17 protein-coding genes and 1 tRNA gene are annotated in these 18,087 nt (G+C 66.7%); 8 read left to right on the forward strand and 10 right to left on the reverse strand.

The annotated features are described in order from the left end of the window. Window positions 1-73: 73 nt before the first annotated feature. The 4 genes from glnA to JL100_RS14705 all read left to right on the forward strand — a co-directional run bounded on the left by glnA (window position 74) and on the right by JL100_RS14705 (window position 4,402). Window positions 74-1,483 (forward strand): type I glutamate--ammonia ligase, encoded by a 1,410-nt coding sequence (glnA, locus tag JL100_RS14690; RefSeq protein ID WP_202680423.1) that lies wholly within the window; start codon window positions 74-76, stop codon window positions 1,481-1,483. 356 nt (window positions 1,484-1,839) lie between these two features. Then, window positions 1,840-2,565, forward strand: a complete 726-nt coding sequence (locus JL100_RS14695) for an ATP-binding cassette domain-containing protein (protein ID WP_202680424.1) — start codon at window positions 1,840-1,842, stop codon at window positions 2,563-2,565. Beyond that, complete coding sequence (locus tag JL100_RS14700) at window positions 2,559-3,407, forward strand: substrate-binding domain-containing protein (RefSeq protein ID WP_407697000.1); 849 nt, start codon at window positions 2,559-2,561, stop codon at window positions 3,405-3,407. The genes JL100_RS14695 and JL100_RS14700 overlap by 7 nt, the downstream gene beginning before the upstream one ends. A gap of 101 nt (window positions 3,408-3,508) precedes the next feature. Next, the gene (locus JL100_RS14705; RefSeq protein WP_202680425.1) at window positions 3,509-4,402 is read left to right on the forward strand and encodes a helix-turn-helix transcriptional regulator; all 894 of its coding nucleotides are present in this window, start codon (window positions 3,509-3,511) and stop codon (window positions 4,400-4,402) included. An 83-nt stretch (window positions 4,403-4,485) separates the two neighbouring features. Here the strand turns inward: JL100_RS14705 and JL100_RS14710 are convergent. Next, a tRNA-Asn gene (locus JL100_RS14710) sits at window positions 4,486-4,561 on the reverse strand. Between the two features lie 73 nt (window positions 4,562-4,634). Further along, the gene (locus tag JL100_RS14715; protein WP_202680426.1) at window positions 4,635-5,096 is read right to left on the reverse strand and encodes a YaiI/YqxD family protein; all 462 of its coding nucleotides are present in this window, start codon (window positions 5,094-5,096) and stop codon (window positions 4,635-4,637) included. 84 nt (window positions 5,097-5,180) lie between these two features. Here JL100_RS14715 and JL100_RS14720 point away from each other — a divergent pair, with 84 nt between their 5' ends. Together JL100_RS14720 and JL100_RS14725 are read left to right on the forward strand one after the other, a co-directional pair. Further along, entirely contained in the window at window positions 5,181-5,438 is a 258-nt protein-coding gene (locus JL100_RS14720; RefSeq protein WP_228421279.1) for a hypothetical protein, read from the forward strand. After that, entirely contained in the window at window positions 5,435-5,830 is a 396-nt protein-coding gene (locus JL100_RS14725) for a hypothetical protein (protein WP_202680428.1), read from the forward strand. Before JL100_RS14720 ends, JL100_RS14725 begins: the two co-directional genes overlap by 4 nt. A 22-nt stretch (window positions 5,831-5,852) precedes the next feature. Here the strand turns inward: JL100_RS14725 and JL100_RS14730 are convergent, their stop codons facing one another. The 3 genes from JL100_RS14730 to JL100_RS14740 are packed head-to-tail and all read right to left on the reverse strand — an operon-like array spanning window position 5,853 to window position 8,398. Then, a complete protein-coding gene (locus JL100_RS14730; protein ID WP_202680429.1) occupies window positions 5,853-6,347 on the reverse strand; it encodes a hypothetical protein in 495 nt (164 codons plus the stop codon). A 59-nt stretch (window positions 6,348-6,406) separates the two neighbouring features. Next, entirely contained in the window at window positions 6,407-7,603 is a 1,197-nt protein-coding gene (locus JL100_RS14735; RefSeq protein ID WP_202680430.1) for an acyl-CoA dehydrogenase family protein, read from the reverse strand. Window positions 7,604-7,633: 30 nt separating this feature from the next. Continuing rightward, window positions 7,634-8,398, reverse strand: a complete 765-nt coding sequence (locus JL100_RS14740) for an SDR family NAD(P)-dependent oxidoreductase (RefSeq protein ID WP_202680431.1) — start codon at window positions 8,396-8,398, stop codon at window positions 7,634-7,636. A gap of 173 nt (window positions 8,399-8,571) precedes the next feature. Between JL100_RS14740 and JL100_RS14745 the strand changes: the two genes are divergently transcribed. Continuing rightward, on the forward strand, window positions 8,572-9,234 hold the full coding sequence (locus JL100_RS14745; RefSeq protein ID WP_202680432.1) for a DsbA family oxidoreductase: 663 nt from the start codon (window positions 8,572-8,574) through the stop codon (window positions 9,232-9,234). An 11-nt stretch (window positions 9,235-9,245) separates the two neighbouring features. Here JL100_RS14745 and mfd read toward each other — a convergent pair whose 3' ends face one another. From mfd to JL100_RS14770, 5 genes are all read right to left on the reverse strand, one after another. Continuing rightward, entirely contained in the window at window positions 9,246-12,722 is a 3,477-nt protein-coding gene (gene mfd / locus JL100_RS14750; RefSeq protein ID WP_202680433.1) for a transcription-repair coupling factor, read from the reverse strand. A gap of 24 nt (window positions 12,723-12,746) precedes the next feature. After that, window positions 12,747-13,055: an FAD assembly factor SdhE gene (locus JL100_RS14755; protein WP_202680434.1), complete on the reverse strand. Its 309-nt coding sequence runs from the start codon at window positions 13,053-13,055 to the stop codon at window positions 12,747-12,749. A gap of 158 nt (window positions 13,056-13,213) precedes the next feature. After that, window positions 13,214-15,193, reverse strand: a complete 1,980-nt coding sequence (locus tag JL100_RS14760; protein WP_228420717.1) for a methyl-accepting chemotaxis protein — start codon at window positions 15,191-15,193, stop codon at window positions 13,214-13,216. Window positions 15,194-15,301: 108 nt separating this feature from the next. After that, on the reverse strand, window positions 15,302-16,288 hold the full coding sequence (locus JL100_RS14765; protein WP_202680435.1) for a DctP family TRAP transporter solute-binding subunit: 987 nt from the start codon (window positions 16,286-16,288) through the stop codon (window positions 15,302-15,304). A gap of 120 nt (window positions 16,289-16,408) precedes the next feature. After that, a complete protein-coding gene (locus JL100_RS14770; protein ID WP_202680436.1) occupies window positions 16,409-17,113 on the reverse strand; it encodes a FadR/GntR family transcriptional regulator in 705 nt (234 codons plus the stop codon). A 155-nt stretch (window positions 17,114-17,268) separates the two neighbouring features. On the opposite strand from JL100_RS14770, the gene JL100_RS14775 reads away from it, so the two are divergent. Continuing rightward, a complete protein-coding gene (locus JL100_RS14775) occupies window positions 17,269-18,072 on the forward strand; it encodes a transporter substrate-binding domain-containing protein (RefSeq protein WP_228420718.1) in 804 nt (267 codons plus the stop codon). Window positions 18,073-18,087 lie beyond the last annotated feature (15 nt).

An 18,087-nucleotide genomic window follows, 5' to 3' on the forward strand; every position in this document is an offset into this window, starting at 1 on the left:
ACCAAAATCGGTTTCTCCGTGCCTTCCTCGGCGGGAGCGAACCAGCGTCAACCATAGAAACGGATCCCGAGGCATGTCTGACATCAGCAAGGTCTTCGACCTGATCAAGGAACACGACGTCAAGTACGTCGACCTTCGCTTCACCGACCCGCGCGGCAAGCTGCAGCACACCGCGCAGCACGTCTCCACGATGAACGAAGAGGCCTTCACCGACGGCATCATGTTCGACGGTTCATCGATTGCGGGCTGGAAGGCGATCAACGAGTCCGACATGACGCTGATGCCGGACGCAGCGACCGCGGTGATGGACCCGTTCGCCGCGCAGCCGATGCTGAACATCTTCTGCGACGTGTACGAGCCCTCCAGCGGCCAGCCCTACAACCGCGACCCGCGCTCGATCGCCAAGGCGGCCCAGGCGCACATGGAAGCGGCCGGCATCGGCGACACCGCCTATTTCGGTCCGGAAGCCGAGTTCTTCGTGTTCGACGACGTCCGCTACGAAGTCTCGATGAACCAGTGCTTCTACAAGATCGACAGCGAGGAAGGCCCGTACATCACCGGCAAGGAACTGCCGGACGGCAACCTGGGCCACCGGCCGACCGTCAAGGGCGGCTACTTCCCGGTTCCGCCGGTCGACTCGGGGCAGGACCTGCGCGCCGAGATGCTGACAGTGCTGGGCGAGATGGGCGTCGACATCGAGAAGCACCACCACGAGGTGGCCGCTTCCCAGCACGAGCTCGGCATCAAGTTCGACACGCTGGTCAAGACCGCCGACAACATGCAGCAGTTCAAGTATGTCGTGCACAACGTCGCCGCAGCCTACGGCAAGACCGCCACGTTCATGCCGAAGCCGGTCTACGGTGACAACGGCTCGGGCATGCACTGCCACCAGTCGATCTGGAAGGACGGCCAGCCGATCTTCGCCGGCTCCGGCTACGCCGACCTGTCCGACCTGGCGCTGTATTACATCGGCGGCATCATCAAGCATGCCCGCGCGCTGAACGCCTTCACCAACCCGTCGACCAACAGCTACAAGCGTCTGGTCCCGGGCTACGAGGCTCCGGTGCTGCTGGCCTACTCGGCCCGCAACCGCTCGGCGTCCTGCCGCATCCCCTACGTCGCGAGCCCAAAGGGCAAGCGCGTCGAGGTCCGGTTCCCCGATCCGTCGGCCAATCCGTACCTGGCCTTCGCCGCCATGCTGATGGCCGGCCTGGACGGCATCCAGAACAAGATCCATCCCGGCGACGCGATGGACAAGAACCTGTACGACCTGCCCCCGGAAGAGCTGGCCGCGGTCCCGACCGTGTGCGGCTCGCTCCGTCAGGCGCTCGACAGCCTGGAAGCCGACCACGAGTTCCTGACCAAGGGCGACGTCTTCGCCCCGGACATGATCGCGGCCTACATCGAGCTGAAGCGCGAAGAGCAGATGGCCTTCGAGACCTCGCCGCACCCGATCGAGTACAAGATGTACTACTCGGTCTGATCGGACCGGTTCGAAGTTCAGGTTCCGACCGGAAGGCGGGGCGGCGGTTTATCCGCCGCCCCGTTCTTTTTTGTCCGTGTCGAGGGTGCATGCCCCAGTTCCGCCCAGCGGCAGCATCACCGCGCCGGCCGCGAACGGCACACCCAAGGTGGCCGGCCATACTGCCCTGCCCAGATTTTGACCATTAATGGAACGGCCCGGAGAAGTTCCGGAATACCGTGCCGAACTCGGCCTGAATTCCGCATCGTTGCACTCAGCGTGGAATTCGTGCAGGTTTATGCATGTTCTTGCACTCGATGCAGGAGGACGTGCAGCCGGTCACCGTCTCCTGCGACCCGTCAATTCCAGGAAGCCGGATGCGCGACGAACCCACCAGCCTGCCGCTTCGCCTCGAAGGCGTCCGCTATGCGGTCGGGGGAACGACGCTGATCCCGGGGATGGACCTTATTCTGGAAGGGCGCGCTCCCACGGCCGTCCTCGGTCCGAACGGTGCCGGCAAGAGCCTCACGTTGCGTCTCTGCCATGGCCTGATCCGCCCGACCGCCGGCACTGTGGATTGGTTGGGACCCGGCGCCTCGCCCGGGCGCAGGCGGGACGCCATGGTGTTCCAGCGGCCGGTGATGCTGCGACGATCCGCGTTCGGGAATCTCGTCCATGCGCTTGCCCTCGCCGGGCATCGGTACAAGGCCCGCCGCGAGGCGGCCCGCGCAGCACTCGACCGATTCGGCTTGGGTGCGCTGGCGGACCGGCCGGCCCGCGTCCTGTCGGGCGGCGAGCAGCAGAGGCTTGCATTGGCGCGCGCGTGGTCCCTGAAACCCGAAGTGCTGTTCCTGGACGAGCCGACCGCCAACCTGGATCCGACGGCGACCCGAGCCGTCGAGTCGATGATCGGGGAGTTCGTGCGTGACGGCATCAAGATCGTCATGACCACCCACGACCTCGGGCAGGCGCGCCGACTCGCGCAGGAGATCATCTTCATCAATCGCGGCCGGGTGATCGAGCAAACGCCGGCGGCATCATTCTTCGACCAACCGCGGACCCAAGAAGCCGCAGCCTTCCTGAGAGGAGACCTCCTATGCTGACCACCCTGACGCGGCGGCGCCTGTTCGGCGCCCTGATGGCTGCGGGCCTGTGCGCGACCTTCGGCCTGCCCGCCCTGGCGCAGGACCGGTTCATCACGGTCGCATCGACTACCTCGACCGAGCAGTCCGGCCTGTTCGGCCACATCCTGCCGCTCTTCAAGGCGAAGACCGGCATCGACGTCCGCGTCGTGGCCCAAGGCACCGGCCAAGCGCTGGAGACCGGCCGCCGCGGCGACGCCGACGTCGTTTTCGTCCATGACACCAAATCTGAGGAAAAGTTCGTCGCCGACGGTTTCGCCAGGAAGCGCCACGACGTGATGTACAACGACTTCGTGATCGTCGGCCCCAACTCCGACCCGGCCGGGATCAAGGGCATGAAGGATATTTCATCGGCTCTCAAGAAGATCGCCGCGGTGAAGGCCCCGTTCGCCTCCCGCGGTGACGACAGCGGGACCCACAAGGCCGAACAGCGGCTTTGGCAGGTGGCCGGCGTGGACACCGCCTCGGCAGCGACCGGCTGGTACCGGTCTACGGGTTCAGGCATGGGGCCGACGCTGAACACCAGCGCCGCGATGGACGCCTATTCCCTGACCGACCGTGGCACCTGGCTGAACTTCAAGAACCGAGGCAACCTGACCATCCTGCTTGAAGGGGACAAGCGCCTGTTCAACCAGTACGGGGTCATGCTGGTCAATCCGGAAAAACATCCGCATGTAAAGGCCGAGGACGGCGCCAGCTTCGTCGATTGGCTCACCTCGGCCGAGGGGCAGAAGGCCATCGCCGGATACAAGATCGGCGGCGAGCAGCTCTTCTTTCCCAACGCCGACAAGTCGGGAAGCTGACGACGGCAGGACATTCCTGGCATCGGCCTGCGCGGTGGATATAGTGTCGAACGGCGCGACCGCGTCCAAGAGCGCAGGCCCGATGCGAAAGAGGTCCGGGAATGTCCGACCTGATGAATACCCAGGAGGTGGCTGCCTATCTCCGGATCAAGGAACGCAAGATCTATGATCTGGTCCGCCAGGCCGCCATCCCCTGCACCCGCGTCGGCGGCAAATGGCTTTTCCCCAGGGCGCAGATCGACCAGTGGCTGAAGCTGGGCGAGCCGCCCGCGGCCGAACGCCCTGCTCCCGCCGCCATGGCCGCGCCCCGCGTGATCGCCGGAAGCCATGATCCCTTGCTCGAATGGTGCGTCTCCACGTCGGGGTGCGGCCTGGCGCTGCTGACCGGCGGCAGCTTGGACGGGCTGGAGCGGCTGGCGGCCGGTCAGGCGGCCGCATGCGGCATCCATATCCTCTCCCCCGATGATGGCGATTACAATGTGTCCGCGATCCGGCGCGCGCTTGGCGATCTCGATGTGGTGGCGATCGAGTGGGCATGGCGGGAGCAGGGCTTGGTGGTCGCTTCGGGAAACCCGCTCGGCTTGTCGAGGATCGAGGATCTCGCCGCCGGGAAGCCCCGCGTCGCGGCACGTCCGCCCGCATCGGGCGCCCGGGTGCTGATGGACCATCTGCTGGAGCGCGCCGGAATCGGATGGAACGACCTAGCAGTCGCAGAGCACCCCGCGCGGAGCGAGCTGGAGGTCGGCCTCGCCATTCTCGACGGTCGTGCCGACACCGGCGTGGCGGTCCGTGCCGTGGCACGGCAGCTCCGGCTGGATTTCGTGCCGCTGCACCGGGAGCGCTACGACCTCGTGATGCGCCGACGGGATTATTTCGAACCCGAAATGCAGGCGCTCCTGGCCTTCGCCCGCACGGACGATGCAATCGGAAAAGCCCGGGATCTGCTCGGCTACGATATCTCGACTTTCGGCAAGGTCTGGTACAACGCTCCCTGACGGAGTCCCTCAAACCTAGCCCTGAAACGAAACAACGCCGCAGCATGTGCTGCGGCGTTGCCGAAGGGTTACCCTCTAGAACTTGGCTCCCGGTGCTGGACTCGAACCAGCGACAGGCGGATTAACAGTCCACTGCTCTACCAACTGAGCTAACCGGGATCAGTGAGACGGTTTCTAGCAGCCGGATTCCGGGTCCGCAAGGGGAAATTCACGGAAAATCGACCCCATGGTTTCACTTGATCCCAACGCTTCTCCGGATCGCCTGGATGTCCTGGTCGAGCTGCTGGAGAAAGCGCGAACGGTCCTGTTTTCCCAGCGGCGCCGGCCCGCCGGAGATCAGCCCGCTCTCGCGGAGATGCTGGCTCAGCTCGCGTCCGGCCAAAGCCTGCCCAATGGTGGCGTCGGTGAAGGGCTTGCCGGTCGATCCGATCACCCGCGCGCCGTTCTTCAGGCAGCGGGAAGCCAGCGGGATGTCGGCGGTGACGACGATATCGCCTTCGCCGGCATTCTCTACGATCCAGTCGTCCGCGGCGTCGAAGGCGCCACCGACGACCACCAGCCTGATCCGCTCGTCGAACGGCACCCGGAACGGGCTGTTTGCCACCAGCGTGACCTTGAGCCGGTACCGTTCGGCGACCCGGTAGACCTCGTCCTTCACCGGACAGGCGTCGGCATCGACATAGATGTGGAGCACGTTCCGACCCTTCTTTTCGAATGCTTAACCGGACCTGTTCTATCACATGGCATGAGATACGCGACGGGAAGACGGATAGGCCGGGTGCCGGCCCTGGGTTTGGCGGCCCTTGCGGGAGCCGCGGCGGTACTTGCGCCGGCACTCCCAGCGGCGGCGAGCCAGGCCGAGGCGCGCTCCGTAGCACTCGCCGCAAACTGCAAGCCGGGCAAGATCGAGCCGCTGCGCCAGATCGTCGGCGGCGCAGGGGAAACGGTCTTCAAGGTGTCCTGCACCGGCGGAAAGTCCAAGGACGCCTTCGTTCTCGTCCAGTGCCGGGTGCACCAATGCGTGCTGCTGCGATGAAACGGTACCGCGTTGCCGGAGCGGCGCCCCGAGTCCTCGCGCCTCTGGCCGCGGCCGGCCTGCTCGCCGGCTGCTCTCTCCTCGAAGGCCCGGTCGGCATGGCCACCACGGGCGCTTCGGCCGTGCTGCTGGTCAATACCGGCAAGACGATCACCGACCATGCCGCCTCGTATATAATGGACGAGGATTGCAGCCTGGTGAACTACGAGCGGACACGCCATTACTGCCGCCCCAACCCCGAGGTTGTCACCCGCGCCGAACCCGAACTCTACTGCTACCGGACCCTCGCCCAGGTCGAGTGCCACACGAGGCCGGAGCCCTACGGCAACAAGGAAACCCTGGTCGGCATCAGTCCGGCTTGGCCCCGCAAATCGGAGCGGAAACCGGAATAGGCTCGGCCCGCGACGGACGGCTTCAGTTCTGGTGCTTGCGCGCGTAGAGCGCGGCGAGCGCCCGCATGGTCTGCTGGTGTTTGGCGCCGGCCTTGGTCGGCGGAACCGGGTTGGTCGTCCCCAGCTTCAGCGCGCCCGCCGATCGGGGAGGTGGTGCGGCGGCCGGACGCGGCGGTACGCCCTGCCCCATCATGGACAGGGCCTTGTCCAGCGCCTCCGGCGACAGCTGGCGCGGCGCCGACGGCCGGCCCGCAGGTTTCTGGACCGTGGGCTTCGGAACCGAGGATTTCGGGACTGCCGGCGCCGGAGTGGACATCGCCGCCGAGCCGGATCCCGCGCGGGTGACCCGCTCGACCGTTCCGGTCACGATACCCTTGAGATAGGGCGTGACCAGACCTCGCAGCAGCCGGTCGTCGGCCTGGGCCCAGCCCAGCAGGATATCCTGGGCGCGGGCGCGGCTCCCTTGCGAGGCGACCAGGGCCTCCCGGACCTTGGCATTGGTGTAGCTGTCGGACATGGCTCGCCACCGGATCGGAACTCCGAGCCATAGTCTTTCGCGACGCGGTTAATAAAGCGTCACCGCCACCCCCAGAAATCCATGCCCTCGTCCATGTAGAACCGGCTGAGCACCATCTTGTGAACCTCCGAAGCCCCGTCCACCAGCCGGGCCTGCCGGGCATAGCGGTACATCCACTCCAGCGGGGTGTCCTTGGAATAGCCCTTGGCCCCGCACAACTGGATTGCCGTGTCGACCGCCTTGTGCAGGGTCTCGCTGACCTGGATCTTGGCCATGGAAACCTCCTTCCGGGCGAAATCGCCCTGGTCGAGCTTCCACGCGGCCCGCATGGTCAGCAGGCGGCCCACCTCGATCGCCATGGCCGCCTCGCCCATCAGCCACTGAACGCCCTCGTGCTGGTGCAGCTTGGAGCCGAAGCTGTCGCGCTCCCGGACATAGGCCGCCGCGATCTCGGTCGCGCGCTTGGCCATGCCGAGCCAGCGCATGCAGTGGGTCAGGCGGGCGGTGCCGAGCCGGATCTGGGTCAGCTTCAGCCCGTCGCCGATATTCATCAGCACGTTCTCCGGCGCGATCTCCAGCCCGTCGAAGCGCAGCTCGCAATGGCCGCCATGCTCCTCCGGCCCCATGATCGGGATGCGGCGGATGATCTCCCAGCCGGGCTGGTCGGCATCGAACAGGAAGGCACTCAGTCCCTTCCGGGAATCGTCCGAAGTCCGGGCGATCAGGATGAAGTGCCGGGCGACGCCCGCCCCGGTGATGTACCATTTGTGGCCGTTGACGACCCAGCGATCGCCGCGCCACTCGGCCCGGGTCCTCATCGCCGAGGGATCGGAGCCGGCCCCCGGCATGGGCTCGGTCATTGCGAAGGCGGAACGGACCTTGCCATCGACGATCGGCTGGAGCCAGCGCTCCTTCTGGGCCTCCGTGGCGACTTTCTCCAGCACGATCATGTTGCCGTCGTCGGGAGCGGCTGCGTTGAACGCCACCGGGCCGAAGATCGACCGGCCCATCTCCTCGTACAGTGCCGCCATGCCGACGACGCCTAGGCCCAGCCCGCCGCGCGACTTGGGCATCTGCGGCGCCCACAGCCCGGCCTCCTTCGCCTGGGCGCGCAGGCTGGCGAGGGGAGCGTCGGCGATGTTCTCGTGCTCATCGTAGTTCGCCGGATCGGCTTCGACCGGCAGGATGCGCTGGGCGACGAAGTCGCGCACGCGGAGCCGATAATCCTCGACCTCGGGGGGGAGCGTGAAATCCATGGAGGTTCACCAGAACAGTTAGTGAAATTCTTAGAGCGATCCGACCAGATGACCGCCGTCGACCGCAAGCACGCTGCCGGTCATGTAGCGGCTGCCGTCGGAAGCCAGCAGCAGCAGCGGCCCATCCAGGTCCGACGCCTGGCCGAGCCGCCGCTGCGGGATCCGCCGGATCAGGGCCTTGCCGGCGTCGGTGCCGAAGAAATCGCGGTTTATGTCGGTCTCGATATAGCCGGGCGCCAGCGCGTTGACACGGATCTGGTAGCGCGCCAGTTCCAGGGCCAGCTGCTTGGTCAATTGGACCAGCGCCGCCTTGGACGTCGCATAGGCGGTCACCTGACCGCCCTGGCGCAGCCCCAGGATAGACGCGATGTTGATGATGCTGCCGCCGTGGCCGAGCCTTACCATGTGCCGCGCCACCTCGGTCGCGACCAGCCAGGCGCCCTTCAGGTTGGTGTCGATCACGCGGTCCCAGGACTCCTCGTCCTGGTCGAGCGCCGCGACCGTCTCGGTCACGCCGGAATTGTTCACCAGCACGGTGATCGGCCCCAGTTCGGTTTCGGCCGCTTCCACCGCGGCGCGCACCGATGCCGCGTCGGTGACGTCCAGGGGTACGGCGATGGCCCGCCCGTCGAAGCCCTCGATCTCCTGGGCGACCGATTTCAAGGCGTCCGGACGTCGCGCCGCCAGGGCGACCTTGGCGCCGGCGCGGGCCAGGGTGATCGCGAAGTGGCGCCCGAGTCCGCCGGACGCGCCGGTGACGAAGGCTATGTGGCCGGAAAGGTCTGTGCTGCTCATGGTCTTCTTTGCCGATTTCTTTTCAAATGCCGACGGTGCCGGGAGCACCAGCGGGCATTTCGTTTGTTCTACTGGCGGAGGCTCCCTCGGTCCCCAGCCGGATGGTTGGACCTGAACTCCGAAAGGTCAAGCACCCTCGCAATCGGAACGCTTAAGAGACTATAATCAGCACCATGATAGTGGAGATATATTCCGACCTGATCTGTCCGTGGTGCTACATCGGCAAGCACCGGCTGGAGCTCGCGCTCGCGGAGCGCCCCAGGCTCCCGCTGGAGCGCCGCTGGCAGCCCTATGAGCTGAACCCGGACTTGGCGCCGGCCGGGATCGACCGCGTCGCCTATCTCGCCGCGAAGTTCGGCGGCATCGAGCGGGCGCGGCAGGTCTATGGCGTGATCGAGGAGACCGCCGCGAAGGACGGCATCCCGATCCGGCTCGACCGCATCCGGCGCACGCCCAATACGCTGGCGGCGCACCGGCTGGTCCGGCTTGCCGGCCGCTCCGGCCTCGCCGATGTCATGACCAACCTCCTGTTCCAAGCCTATTTCATCGAGAGCCTGGACATAGGCGACCGCGACGTCCTGCTCGCCAAGGCGGCGCAGGCCGGTCTCGACCCGGACCTCACCCGCGACTACCTGGGGAGCAACCTGGACGTGGCGGCGATCCGGGCGACGGAATCCGTCGCCCGGCAACTGGGCATCCAGGCCGTTCCCTGCTTCATCTTCAACAGGCGCTATGCGCTTGCCGGCGCCCAGGAGCCGACCGCCTTCATGCCTCTGCTCGACCTCGCGGCGGAGGAGGTCGAGACTGTCACCCAGCAGGTCACCCCGCCGGGGTAAGGCGGGCGGCCTCACGCCGCCAGCTTGGCGAGGTCCTGCATCAGCCGCTGTACGCCCTTGACCCGGGTCGCCGTGTCGTCCCAAGTACGGGTAAAGACCAGCTTGTGGTCAGGCCGCAGCTTCATGGTCGCGGCCTGCTTGCCGATGAAGATCACGAGCTGGTCGGGCCGGGCGAAGCTGTTGTTGTGGAAAGACAGGACAGCCCCCTTGGGCCCGGCGTCGACCCGTTCGACCCCGGCGGTACGGCAGAGCTGCTTGATCGTCATGACGTTCAGCAGGTTCTCCACCTCGGGCGGCAGCGGTCCGAACCGGTCGATCAGTTCCGCCGCGAAGCTGTCGATCTCGCCCCGGTCCACCAGTTCGGAGATCCGGCGGTACAGCCCCAGACGGACGTTCAGGTCGGCGATGTAGGCTTCCGGGATCAGTACCGGCATGCCCAGGTTGATCGTCGGGGTCCAGGTGTCCTCCGAGTCCGCCGCAGCCCCGGCACCGCTCCGGGCGGTCGCCACCGCCTCCTCCAGCATGTGCTGGTACAGCTCGACTCCGACCTCCTTGATATGCCCCGACTGCTCTTCCCCCAGCAGGTTCCCGGCGCCGCGGATGTCCATATCGTGGCTGGCGAGTTGGAATCCCGCGCCCAGGCTGTCCAGGGTTTCGATCACGTGCAGCCGCTGGGTCGCGGTGGCGGACAGCACGGTCCGGGGCGCATAGGTCAGGTAGGCGTAGCCCCGGACCTTGGACCGGCCGATCCGGCCGCGCAGCTGGTAGAGCTGGGCCAGCCCGAACAGGTCGGAACGGTGGATGATCATCGTGTTGGCGTTGGGCACGTCCAGGCCCGATTCGACGATGTTGGTCGCCAGCAGCACGTTGAACTGGCCGTCGTCGAAGGCGGTCATGACCTCCTCCAGCTGGGTCGCCGCCATCTGGCCGTGGGCCATCACGACCTTGACCTCCGGCACCAGCTCCTGAAGGCGCTCGTAGACCCGCGGCAGGTCTTCCAGCCGGGGGCAGACATAATAGGTCTGGCCGCCGCGGTAGTGCTCGCGCAGGATCGCCTCCCGGATCACCACCGGGTCGTAGGGCAGCACGAAGGTCCGCACCGCCAGCCGGTCCACCGGCGGCGTCGCGATCAGGCTCAGCTCGCGCACGCCGGCCAGGGCCATCTGGAGCGTCCGGGGAATCGGGGTCGCGGTCAGGGTCAGCACGTGGACGTCGGCGCGGAGCTGCTTCAGCCGCTCCTTCTGCTTGACGCCGAAATGCTGCTCCTCGTCCACGATCACCATGCCGAGATCCTTGAACAGCACGGTCTTGGACAGCAGCGCGTGGGTCCCGATCACGATGTCGATCGTTCCGGCGGCGAGACCTTCCTTGACCAGCTTCTGTTCCTTCGCCGGCACCAGGCGGGAGAGCTGCCCGATCCTGACCGGCAGGCCGGCGAACCGCTTCTCGAAGGTACGCGAATGCTGGCGGGCCAGAAGCGTGGTCGGCACCACGACCGCGACCTGCATGCCGGACAGGGCGGCGATGAAGGCGGCGCGCAGCGCCACCTCGGTCTTGCCGAACCCGACGTCGCCGCATACCAGCCGGTCCATCGGGCGACCGGACTGAAGATCCTCCAAGACCTCCTCGATCGCGCGGAGCTGGTCTTCCGTCTCGGGGTATGGGAACCGCGCCGCGAACTCGGCATAGATCCCGTCCGGTGCCGAAACGGGCGTTCCCCGGCGCAGCTCGCGCTCGGCGGCGATCTTCAGCAAGGCCTCGGCCATGTCCTTCAGGCGCTTCTTGACCCGCGCCTTGCGGCCCTGCCAGCCGACGCCTCCCAGCTTGTCCAGCTGGGCGCTGTCCTCCGACCCGTAGCGCGACAGCAGCTCGATGTTCTCGACCGGGAGATAGAGCTTGTCACCGCCCTCGTAGATCAGCCGCAGGCAATCGTGCGGCGCGCCGGTCACCTGGAGCGTCTCCAGGCCGTCGTAGCGCCCGATTCCGTGGTCCACGTGGACGACCAGGTCGCCCTCGCTCAGGCTGGACAGCTCGGCGATGAAGTTGGCCGAGCGCCGACGTTTCTTGGTCGGCCGCGCCAGCCGGTCGCCCAGGATGTCCTGCTCGGTGATCACCGCCACGTCGGGCGCGGCGAAGCCTGTCTCGATCCCCAGGACGATCAGCGCGGTGGTGCGCCGGTCGAGCCGCCTGGCCCCTTCCCAGCTCTCGCAGATTTCGACCCGCTCGATCCCGTGGTCGCGCAGCACGGTCAGCAGCCGGTCGCGGGCACCCTGGCTGTAGCCGGCGACGACGCAGCGCCGGTCGTGCTTCTGGAGTTCTTCCACATGGGACTTCAGCGCGTCGAACACGTTGACGTCGGGCTTGGCCCGGGCGTCGGCGAAGTCCCGGCCGCGCCGCCCACCGGCGTCCACCCCCGCCTGCCCCTCCGCGAGGGCGAACGGCACCAGCTGGCCCACCGCCCGCGCGCCCAGCAGCGCGTTCCAGCCATCCTCGTCCAGGTACAGCATCGCGGGCGGCAGCGGCTTGTAGACCGGATTGTTGGCCTTCTTCTCCACCGCCTGAAGCGTCTTCCGCGCGTGATAGAAGTCGGCGATCTGCGCGAACCGGGAATCGCGGGACTCTTCCGCCTGCGGATCGAGCGTCACGACCGCTTCCGGTACGTAGTCCAGGATCGTTTCCATGCCGGAATGGAACAGCGGCAGCCAGTGCTCCATGCCGCCATGCTTGCGCCCGGCGCTGACCGCCTCGTATAGCGGGTCCTCGTCCAGCACGGCGCCGAACAGCTCGCGATAGCCCGAGCGGAACCGGGCGATCGACTGCTCGTCCAGGAAGACCTCCGACATTGGCTTCAGGGCGATGCCGTCGCGCTTCTCCGTCGTCCGCTGGCTCATCGGGTCGAAGGCGCGCACCCCTTCCAGCTCGTCGCCGAACAGGTCGAGCCGCAGTGGCTCCTCGGTGCCGGGCGGGAACAGGTCCACGATGCCGCCGCGGATCGCGAACTCGCCGGGCTCGCGCACTGTCTGCGCGCGGGTATAGCCATTGTGGGCCAGATAGGCCTGAAGCTTGTCCAGGTCGATGCGGTCGCCGACGCCGGCGCGGAAGGCGGCATGGGCGAAGGTCGCGCGCGGCGGCACCTTCTGGAGCAGCGCGTTGACCGTCGTCAGGACCAGCCTCGGCCGCCCCTTGCCGGGCTCGATCAGGCGGGTCAGCCCATCGACCCGGCGGCTGACGATATCGACGTTGGGCGACACGCGGTCATAGGGCAGGCAGTCCCAGGCCGGGATCTGCACAAGCTCGATCTCCGGCGCGAAGAAGCCGACCGCCTCGGCCAGGCGGGCCATCCGCTGGTCGTCCAGCGCCACGTGCAGCAGCCCGGAGGGACCGCGTCGCTTCGCGATGTCGGCGAGGACTCGGGCATCCTGCCCTTCCGGCGCACCGGCGATCAGCAGGCGGGACGGTTGGCCGGGATCTAGTTTGATCTTTATCAAGGGACTTTTATCGAAACAGGGGGGTCAAGCGACGGTAGTCTTGAAATTGAACGCGATCAGCAGCCGCATCACGTCGTTGTCGTGCTCCGGCGGGACCGGCTCGCGTGCGGACATCCAGTTATAAAGATCGGGATCGCTCAGTTCCAAGAGGCGCTCGTACCGGTCCAGCTGCTCGGCGTCGAAAGCGGGCAGATGCCGGTCGGCGAAACGGCCCAGCAGGATATCCGCCTCGCGCGTGCCGCGATGCCAGCTCCGGAAGGTCAGCCGCTTGCGCCGCACCTCGATCGTCTCTGCTGGCTTGGTCGTACCGGATTGGTCGGCGGAGCTGGTCATGATGGGGTCACTCTCTATGGCGCTGCGCCATCGATATAGCCCCCGCCGCCCGTTCTGTCAGCGGCCTATCGGCATGTCCGGTGAAGGCGACGCGAAAGGCGCCGGCAGGTCGTGCCGGCGCCTTCGCCCCAGTTCGGCGTCTTCCGAGACTTGCCGCCTCAGGCGCAGCGGACATCCGCCAGGAAGCGGGCGACCTCGCCGCGCAGCCGCTCGGCCTCCTGGGCAAGGCTTCCCGCGGCGTTGAGCACCTGCCCCGCCGCCGCCCCGGTCTCGTTCGACGCCTGGGAGACGCCGGCGATGTTCCCCGACACCTCCTGTGTCCCGGCGGCCGCCTGCTGGACGTTTCTCGAGATGTCGCCGGTGGCCGCGTTCTGCTGCTCCACCGCGGCCGCCACGCTGGAGGAGATTTCGTTGATCTGGGCGATCGTCCGCGCGATCCCCTGTATGCCGCCCGCGGCGTTGCCGGTCGCCTGCTGGATCTCGATCACCTTGGCCTGGATCTCCCCGGTAGCGCGCTCGGTCTGGGACGCCAGCGCCTTGACCTCGGAGGCGACGACCGTGAAGCCCTTGCCGGCTTCCCCGGCACGCGCCGCCTCGATCGTGGCGTTCAGCGCCAGAAGGTTGGTCTGTCCGGCGATCGAGTTGATCAGTTCGACCACCTGGCCGATCTCGCGGGCGGCGTCGGTCAGGCCGCGCATGAGGGCATCGGTCCGCTCGGCGTCCTGGACCGCCTGGGCGGTGATCCTCAGCGAGCTGGACATCTGCCGGCTGATCTCCTGGATCGAAGCCGACAGCTCCTCCGCCGCGCCCGCGACGGTGTTGACGTTGGTGGTCGCCTGCTCCGAGGCCGCGGCGACGATGACCGCTTGGTGCGAAGCTGATTCCGCGGTCCTCGACATGACCCCGGCGCTGCGCTCCATCTCGGTCGCGGCGGACGACACGGCATCGACCACGCCCTTGACGTTCGCCTCGAAGCCGTCGGCCAGCCTCATCAGGTCGGCCTTGCGCTCCGCCTCGCTCCGGCGTTTGATCTCCTCCTGCTCCTCCTGCAGCCGCCTCACTTCCAGGGCATTGGCCTTGAAGGTCTCGACGGCCCGCGCCATCCCTCCGATCTCGTCGCCTCGACGGGTGAAGTCGACCCGGACCGAGAGATTGTCGCCGGCCAGTTCTCCCATGATCGAGCTGAGCGACCGGATCGGCCGGGTGATACTGCGGGCGATCAGGAAGGCCATGACGATCCCGATCAGAAGCGCGCCCGCCGCCACGGCCAGCCCCAACGCCCGCGCCTGCTCCGCAGCACCCGTCATGTCGGAGAAGGTCCGGTTCTGGTCTTCGGTGCTGGTTTGGCGCAGTTGCTCGACGGCGGCTCCCAGCGCCTCGGCGGCTCGGATCCGCTCGGCGCCAGCCGTCGAGAACTGGTCGGTCGCCGAGACGACGCCGTCGAGCGCCTTGCGGTACTCGTCCAGGATCGCCGGCAAGGCCGCGGCGAAACGCTGGAGCCGGCGGCTGTCGGCGGTCGAGGCCGCGAAGCCTGCCAGCGTCTCGGAGAACCGTTCGGCCTCCTTGATGGCGATCCCCACATCGGCAGGATTGCGCGACGAGATATAGCGCGTCGCCGCCTGGGCGCTCGCCTGCCCCGCCGCATCGAGCCGCACCGCCAGCTCCGTCACCTCCGACTTTCCGTCCCGAACCGCCGTCCCGATGATCGCGGACGTGGTGGTGCCCAGGCTGGTGGAAGCCTTGACCAGGGAGGAGACGCCGATGCGCCGATCGGACACCGCGCCGACCACTCCCCTGGCCGCGGCGTCGTGGGCTTCCGCGGCCTTGGCGATGCGATCGACCAGGGCCGTATCCGCATCCAGCACCTCCGCGTCAAGCTTCGCGATGGCGGCGCCAAGCGCCTCAAGCGCTTGATTGGCGGCCGTCAGGTCGCCGTCGGTCTCCGTCAACGCATACTGCGCGAGGGCACCGCGGGCATTCTCCATGTCGATGGACAAGGTCCCCGACACGGTGGCCGCATCGCTGACCGAGCGCAGCCTGCCGATACCGGCGATCGTTTCAGCCGCGTTCCGGTCGGCGACGAACGACAATGCTCCCAGCAGCACGAGCAGAAGGGCGAAGCCGCCCGAGATACGCAATGCTATCGGAATGTTAGAAAGTCTTGCCCAGGCTGTCATTCAAATTCCCCCAAACCCGGCCCCGCTGCGGATCCGCACGGAACACCCCTGCCCATGCGGATGCCGAAGTTACTGGACGTTCCTGATCCGCTCGACCTGAGCCGCGCCGAACTTCTTCTCGAGGTCCGGCATCGCGGGTGCGACGGCCTTGGCGAAGGCCGCACGGTCGATCTCGGTCACGACTTGCAGGCCCTGCTGCTGGAGTATCTTCACGCCGTTGGCCTGGGCGTCGGCCGCCGCCTTGCGCGACGCCTTGCCGCCGGCCTTCGCTGCTTCGACGAACGCGGTCTTGTCTTCGTCCGACATGTCCTCGAACGCGTCGATGCTCATCAGGAAGGCGGCGGGGTCATAGCTGTGGGCCGACAGGGTCAGGTGCTTCTGCACCTGGGCGAACTTGGCCGACAGGATCGTGGCGATCGGGTTCTCCTGCCCGTCGAACTGGCCGCTCTGCAGCGCGCTGTACAGTTCCGGGAACGCCAGCGGGGCCACGTCGGCGCCCAGCGCCTTGAAGCCAGCCACCATCACCTCGCTCTGCGGCACCCGGAGCTTCAGGCCCTTGACGTCCTCCGGAGCGGAGATCGGGCGCTTGGCGTTGGTGATGTGGCGCATCCCGTTCTCGCCCCAGGCGAGGGCCACCATGTCCTGCGCGCGGAACTTCTCCAGGTATTCATGGCCGATCTCGCTGTCGAACACCCGGTGGGCATGGCCGGCGTCACGGAACAGGAACGGAATGCCGAAGACACCCACTTCGGGGACGAAGTTCAGCATGGGGGCGCCGGTCACGAAGGTCAGCTCGATGGTGCCGAGTTGGACGGCCTTGATCGCCTCGACCTCCCCGCCCAGGGCGGCGTTGGGATACAGCTCGATCTTGTACCGGCCGGAGGTGCGCTTGGCGACCTCCTCCGCGAAGGCGGCCGCCCCGGCGCCGAGCTGGGAGTCGGAACCCAGGATATGCCCGAGCTTGAGCGTGCGGGCCTGCTGCGCCTGGGCACTGCCGACACCAAGGAATAGTAGAGCGCTCGCGGCCATGGCGGCCACGCGAATATTCATGAACATACTGAAGATCCCTTATTAGGCGATCCTCGGATCATACGCCCATATCGGTACTCCGAAAAATCCTTCCAAATGTAATATAATGGATTTGTTCCATATGCAATTAGTCAGTCGCCACCTTTATCATGATTCGAGTTTCACGCCGATGCGCCCTGCGGCAGCGTTGATGTGCCGGGCCATCGCCGCAGATGCCCCGGCCCCGTCGCGACCGTTCAGGGCGGTCAGGATCGCTTCGTGCTCGCTGACGGTCTCCCAAATCCGGTCATGATGGATGAAAGGCAGGCGCTGGATCTCGTCCAACACGCCGTTCACCGTGCGGAACAATTCCACGAACATGCGATTGCCGCTGCACTCCACGATGGTTCGATGGAAAAAGCTGTCGCACTCCGCCAACGCGATCAGGTCGCCGGATTCAACGGCGCGGCGCATTCCCTCGACCGAGCGCCCGATCTCCTCCAGTGGCCCGGCGGCTGATTTCACGGCGGCCAAGCCGGCCGCGCGCGGCTCCAGCATCAATCGGGTCTCGTAGACCTCGTACGGTGAGTAACGATCGGCGAACCGCCATTTGGGTTCCGGAGCCCTGTCCGCGGGGTTGCCGCCGGGCTCTACGACGAAGACGCCCCGCCCGACTTCCACCCGGACAAGCCCCAGGGTCTCCAGGACCGACAGGGCCTCGCGCAACGACGCCCGGCTGATGCCGAGCTGCTCGGCAAGCTCGCGCTGGGCCGGCAGCCGCTCCCCCGGCGCCAGCGGTCCCTCCAGGATCATCGCCTGGATTCGCTGAACCGCCGATTGGGGCACCAGCATCCTGCCGCCGACCTTGTTCATTCCCAGGCTCCCGCGCATCCATTTGTCTGCTTGACCCTACCCCGAAAAACAGGTCCAATCCACTGGTCTGGCCGGTCAGACCAGTTGCGGTGAACGACGACGGGCACGCCGGCCCCGGGGATAGCCAACGTCAAAATTCGATGTGAGGAGACGACATGCGCAGGACTTTCCTGAAGACGGCCCTGGTGGCCGTCATCGCCACCGCCGCGACCACCATGACCGGCCCCGCCAATGCTGCGGACCTGACGGTCGGCGCCAATATCGGCAACGTCCCCTGGGAGTTCCAGGACGCCACCGGCAAGAATGTCGGGTTCGAGATCGACCTGATCGACGAGATCGCCAAGCGCATGGGCAAGTCGGTCGAGATCGTCAACATCCCGTTCAACGGCCTGTTCTCCGCCGTGCAGTCCGCACGGATCGACATGGCGATCTCGTCCATCACCATCACCGAGAAGCGGCTGGAATCGGTCAGCTTCGCCCAGCCCTACTATGACAGCGACCAGTCGCTGACGGTGCTTGCCAAGAGCGGCATCGCCAAGGTGGAGGACCTGAAGGGCAAGGCGGTCGGCGTCGATACCGGCTCCACCGGCGACATGTGGGCGACCCAGAACCAGGCCAAGTACGGCTTCGGGGACATCCGCCGGTTCGAGGGGCTCCAACCCGCCATGCTCGATCTGGCGGCCGGCCGGCTCGACGGCTATGTCAGCGACATCCCTGCCCTGCTCTACTTCACCAAGGATAAGCCGCAGTTCAAGGTGGCCCAGCGCATCCAGACGGGCGAACGCTATTCGATCATGTTCGCCAAGGACAGCCCGCTGGCGGCCCAGGTGAACGAGCAGATCACCGCCATGAAGAAGGACGGCACGGTCGCCGCCCTGCACGAGAAGTGGTTCGGCGCCAAGCCGGAAGCGGGCACCAGCACCGCCGAGGTCATGGACATGCCCAAGCCCAAGTCCTGAACCCCGACGCCTGAC

This window comes from Skermanella mucosa, from assembly GCF_016765655.2.
Classification (GTDB): domain Bacteria; phylum Pseudomonadota; class Alphaproteobacteria; order Azospirillales; family Azospirillaceae; genus Skermanella; species Skermanella mucosa.

Coding starts and splice junctions, on each gene's coding strand:
- glnA (WP_202680423.1), top strand. CDS start 74: ATGTCTGACATCAGCAAGGTCTTCGACCTGATCAAGGAACACGACGTC.
- JL100_RS14695 (WP_202680424.1), top strand. CDS start 1,840: ATGCGCGACGAACCCACCAGCCTGCCGCTTCGCCTCGAAGGCGTCCGC.
- JL100_RS14700 (WP_407697000.1), top strand. CDS start 2,559: ATGCTGACCACCCTGACGCGGCGGCGCCTGTTCGGCGCCCTGATGGCT.
- JL100_RS14705 (WP_202680425.1), top strand. CDS start 3,509: ATGTCCGACCTGATGAATACCCAGGAGGTGGCTGCCTATCTCCGGATC.
- JL100_RS14725 (WP_202680428.1), top strand. CDS start 5,435: ATGAAACGGTACCGCGTTGCCGGAGCGGCGCCCCGAGTCCTCGCGCCT.
- JL100_RS14730 (WP_202680429.1), bottom strand. CDS start 6,347: ATGTCCGACAGCTACACCAATGCCAAGGTCCGGGAGGCCCTGGTCGCC.
- JL100_RS14735 (WP_202680430.1), bottom strand. CDS start 7,603: ATGGATTTCACGCTCCCCCCCGAGGTCGAGGATTATCGGCTCCGCGTG.
- JL100_RS14740 (WP_202680431.1), bottom strand. CDS start 8,398: ATGAGCAGCACAGACCTTTCCGGCCACATAGCCTTCGTCACCGGCGCG.
- JL100_RS14745 (WP_202680432.1), top strand. CDS start 8,572: ATGATAGTGGAGATATATTCCGACCTGATCTGTCCGTGGTGCTACATC.
- JL100_RS14755 (WP_202680434.1), bottom strand. CDS start 13,055: ATGACCAGCTCCGCCGACCAATCCGGTACGACCAAGCCAGCAGAGACG.
- JL100_RS14765 (WP_202680435.1), bottom strand. CDS start 16,288: ATGTTCATGAATATTCGCGTGGCCGCCATGGCCGCGAGCGCTCTACTA.
- JL100_RS14770 (WP_202680436.1), bottom strand. CDS start 17,113: ATGAACAAGGTCGGCGGCAGGATGCTGGTGCCCCAATCGGCGGTTCAG.
- JL100_RS14775 (WP_228420718.1), top strand. CDS start 17,269: ATGCGCAGGACTTTCCTGAAGACGGCCCTGGTGGCCGTCATCGCCACC.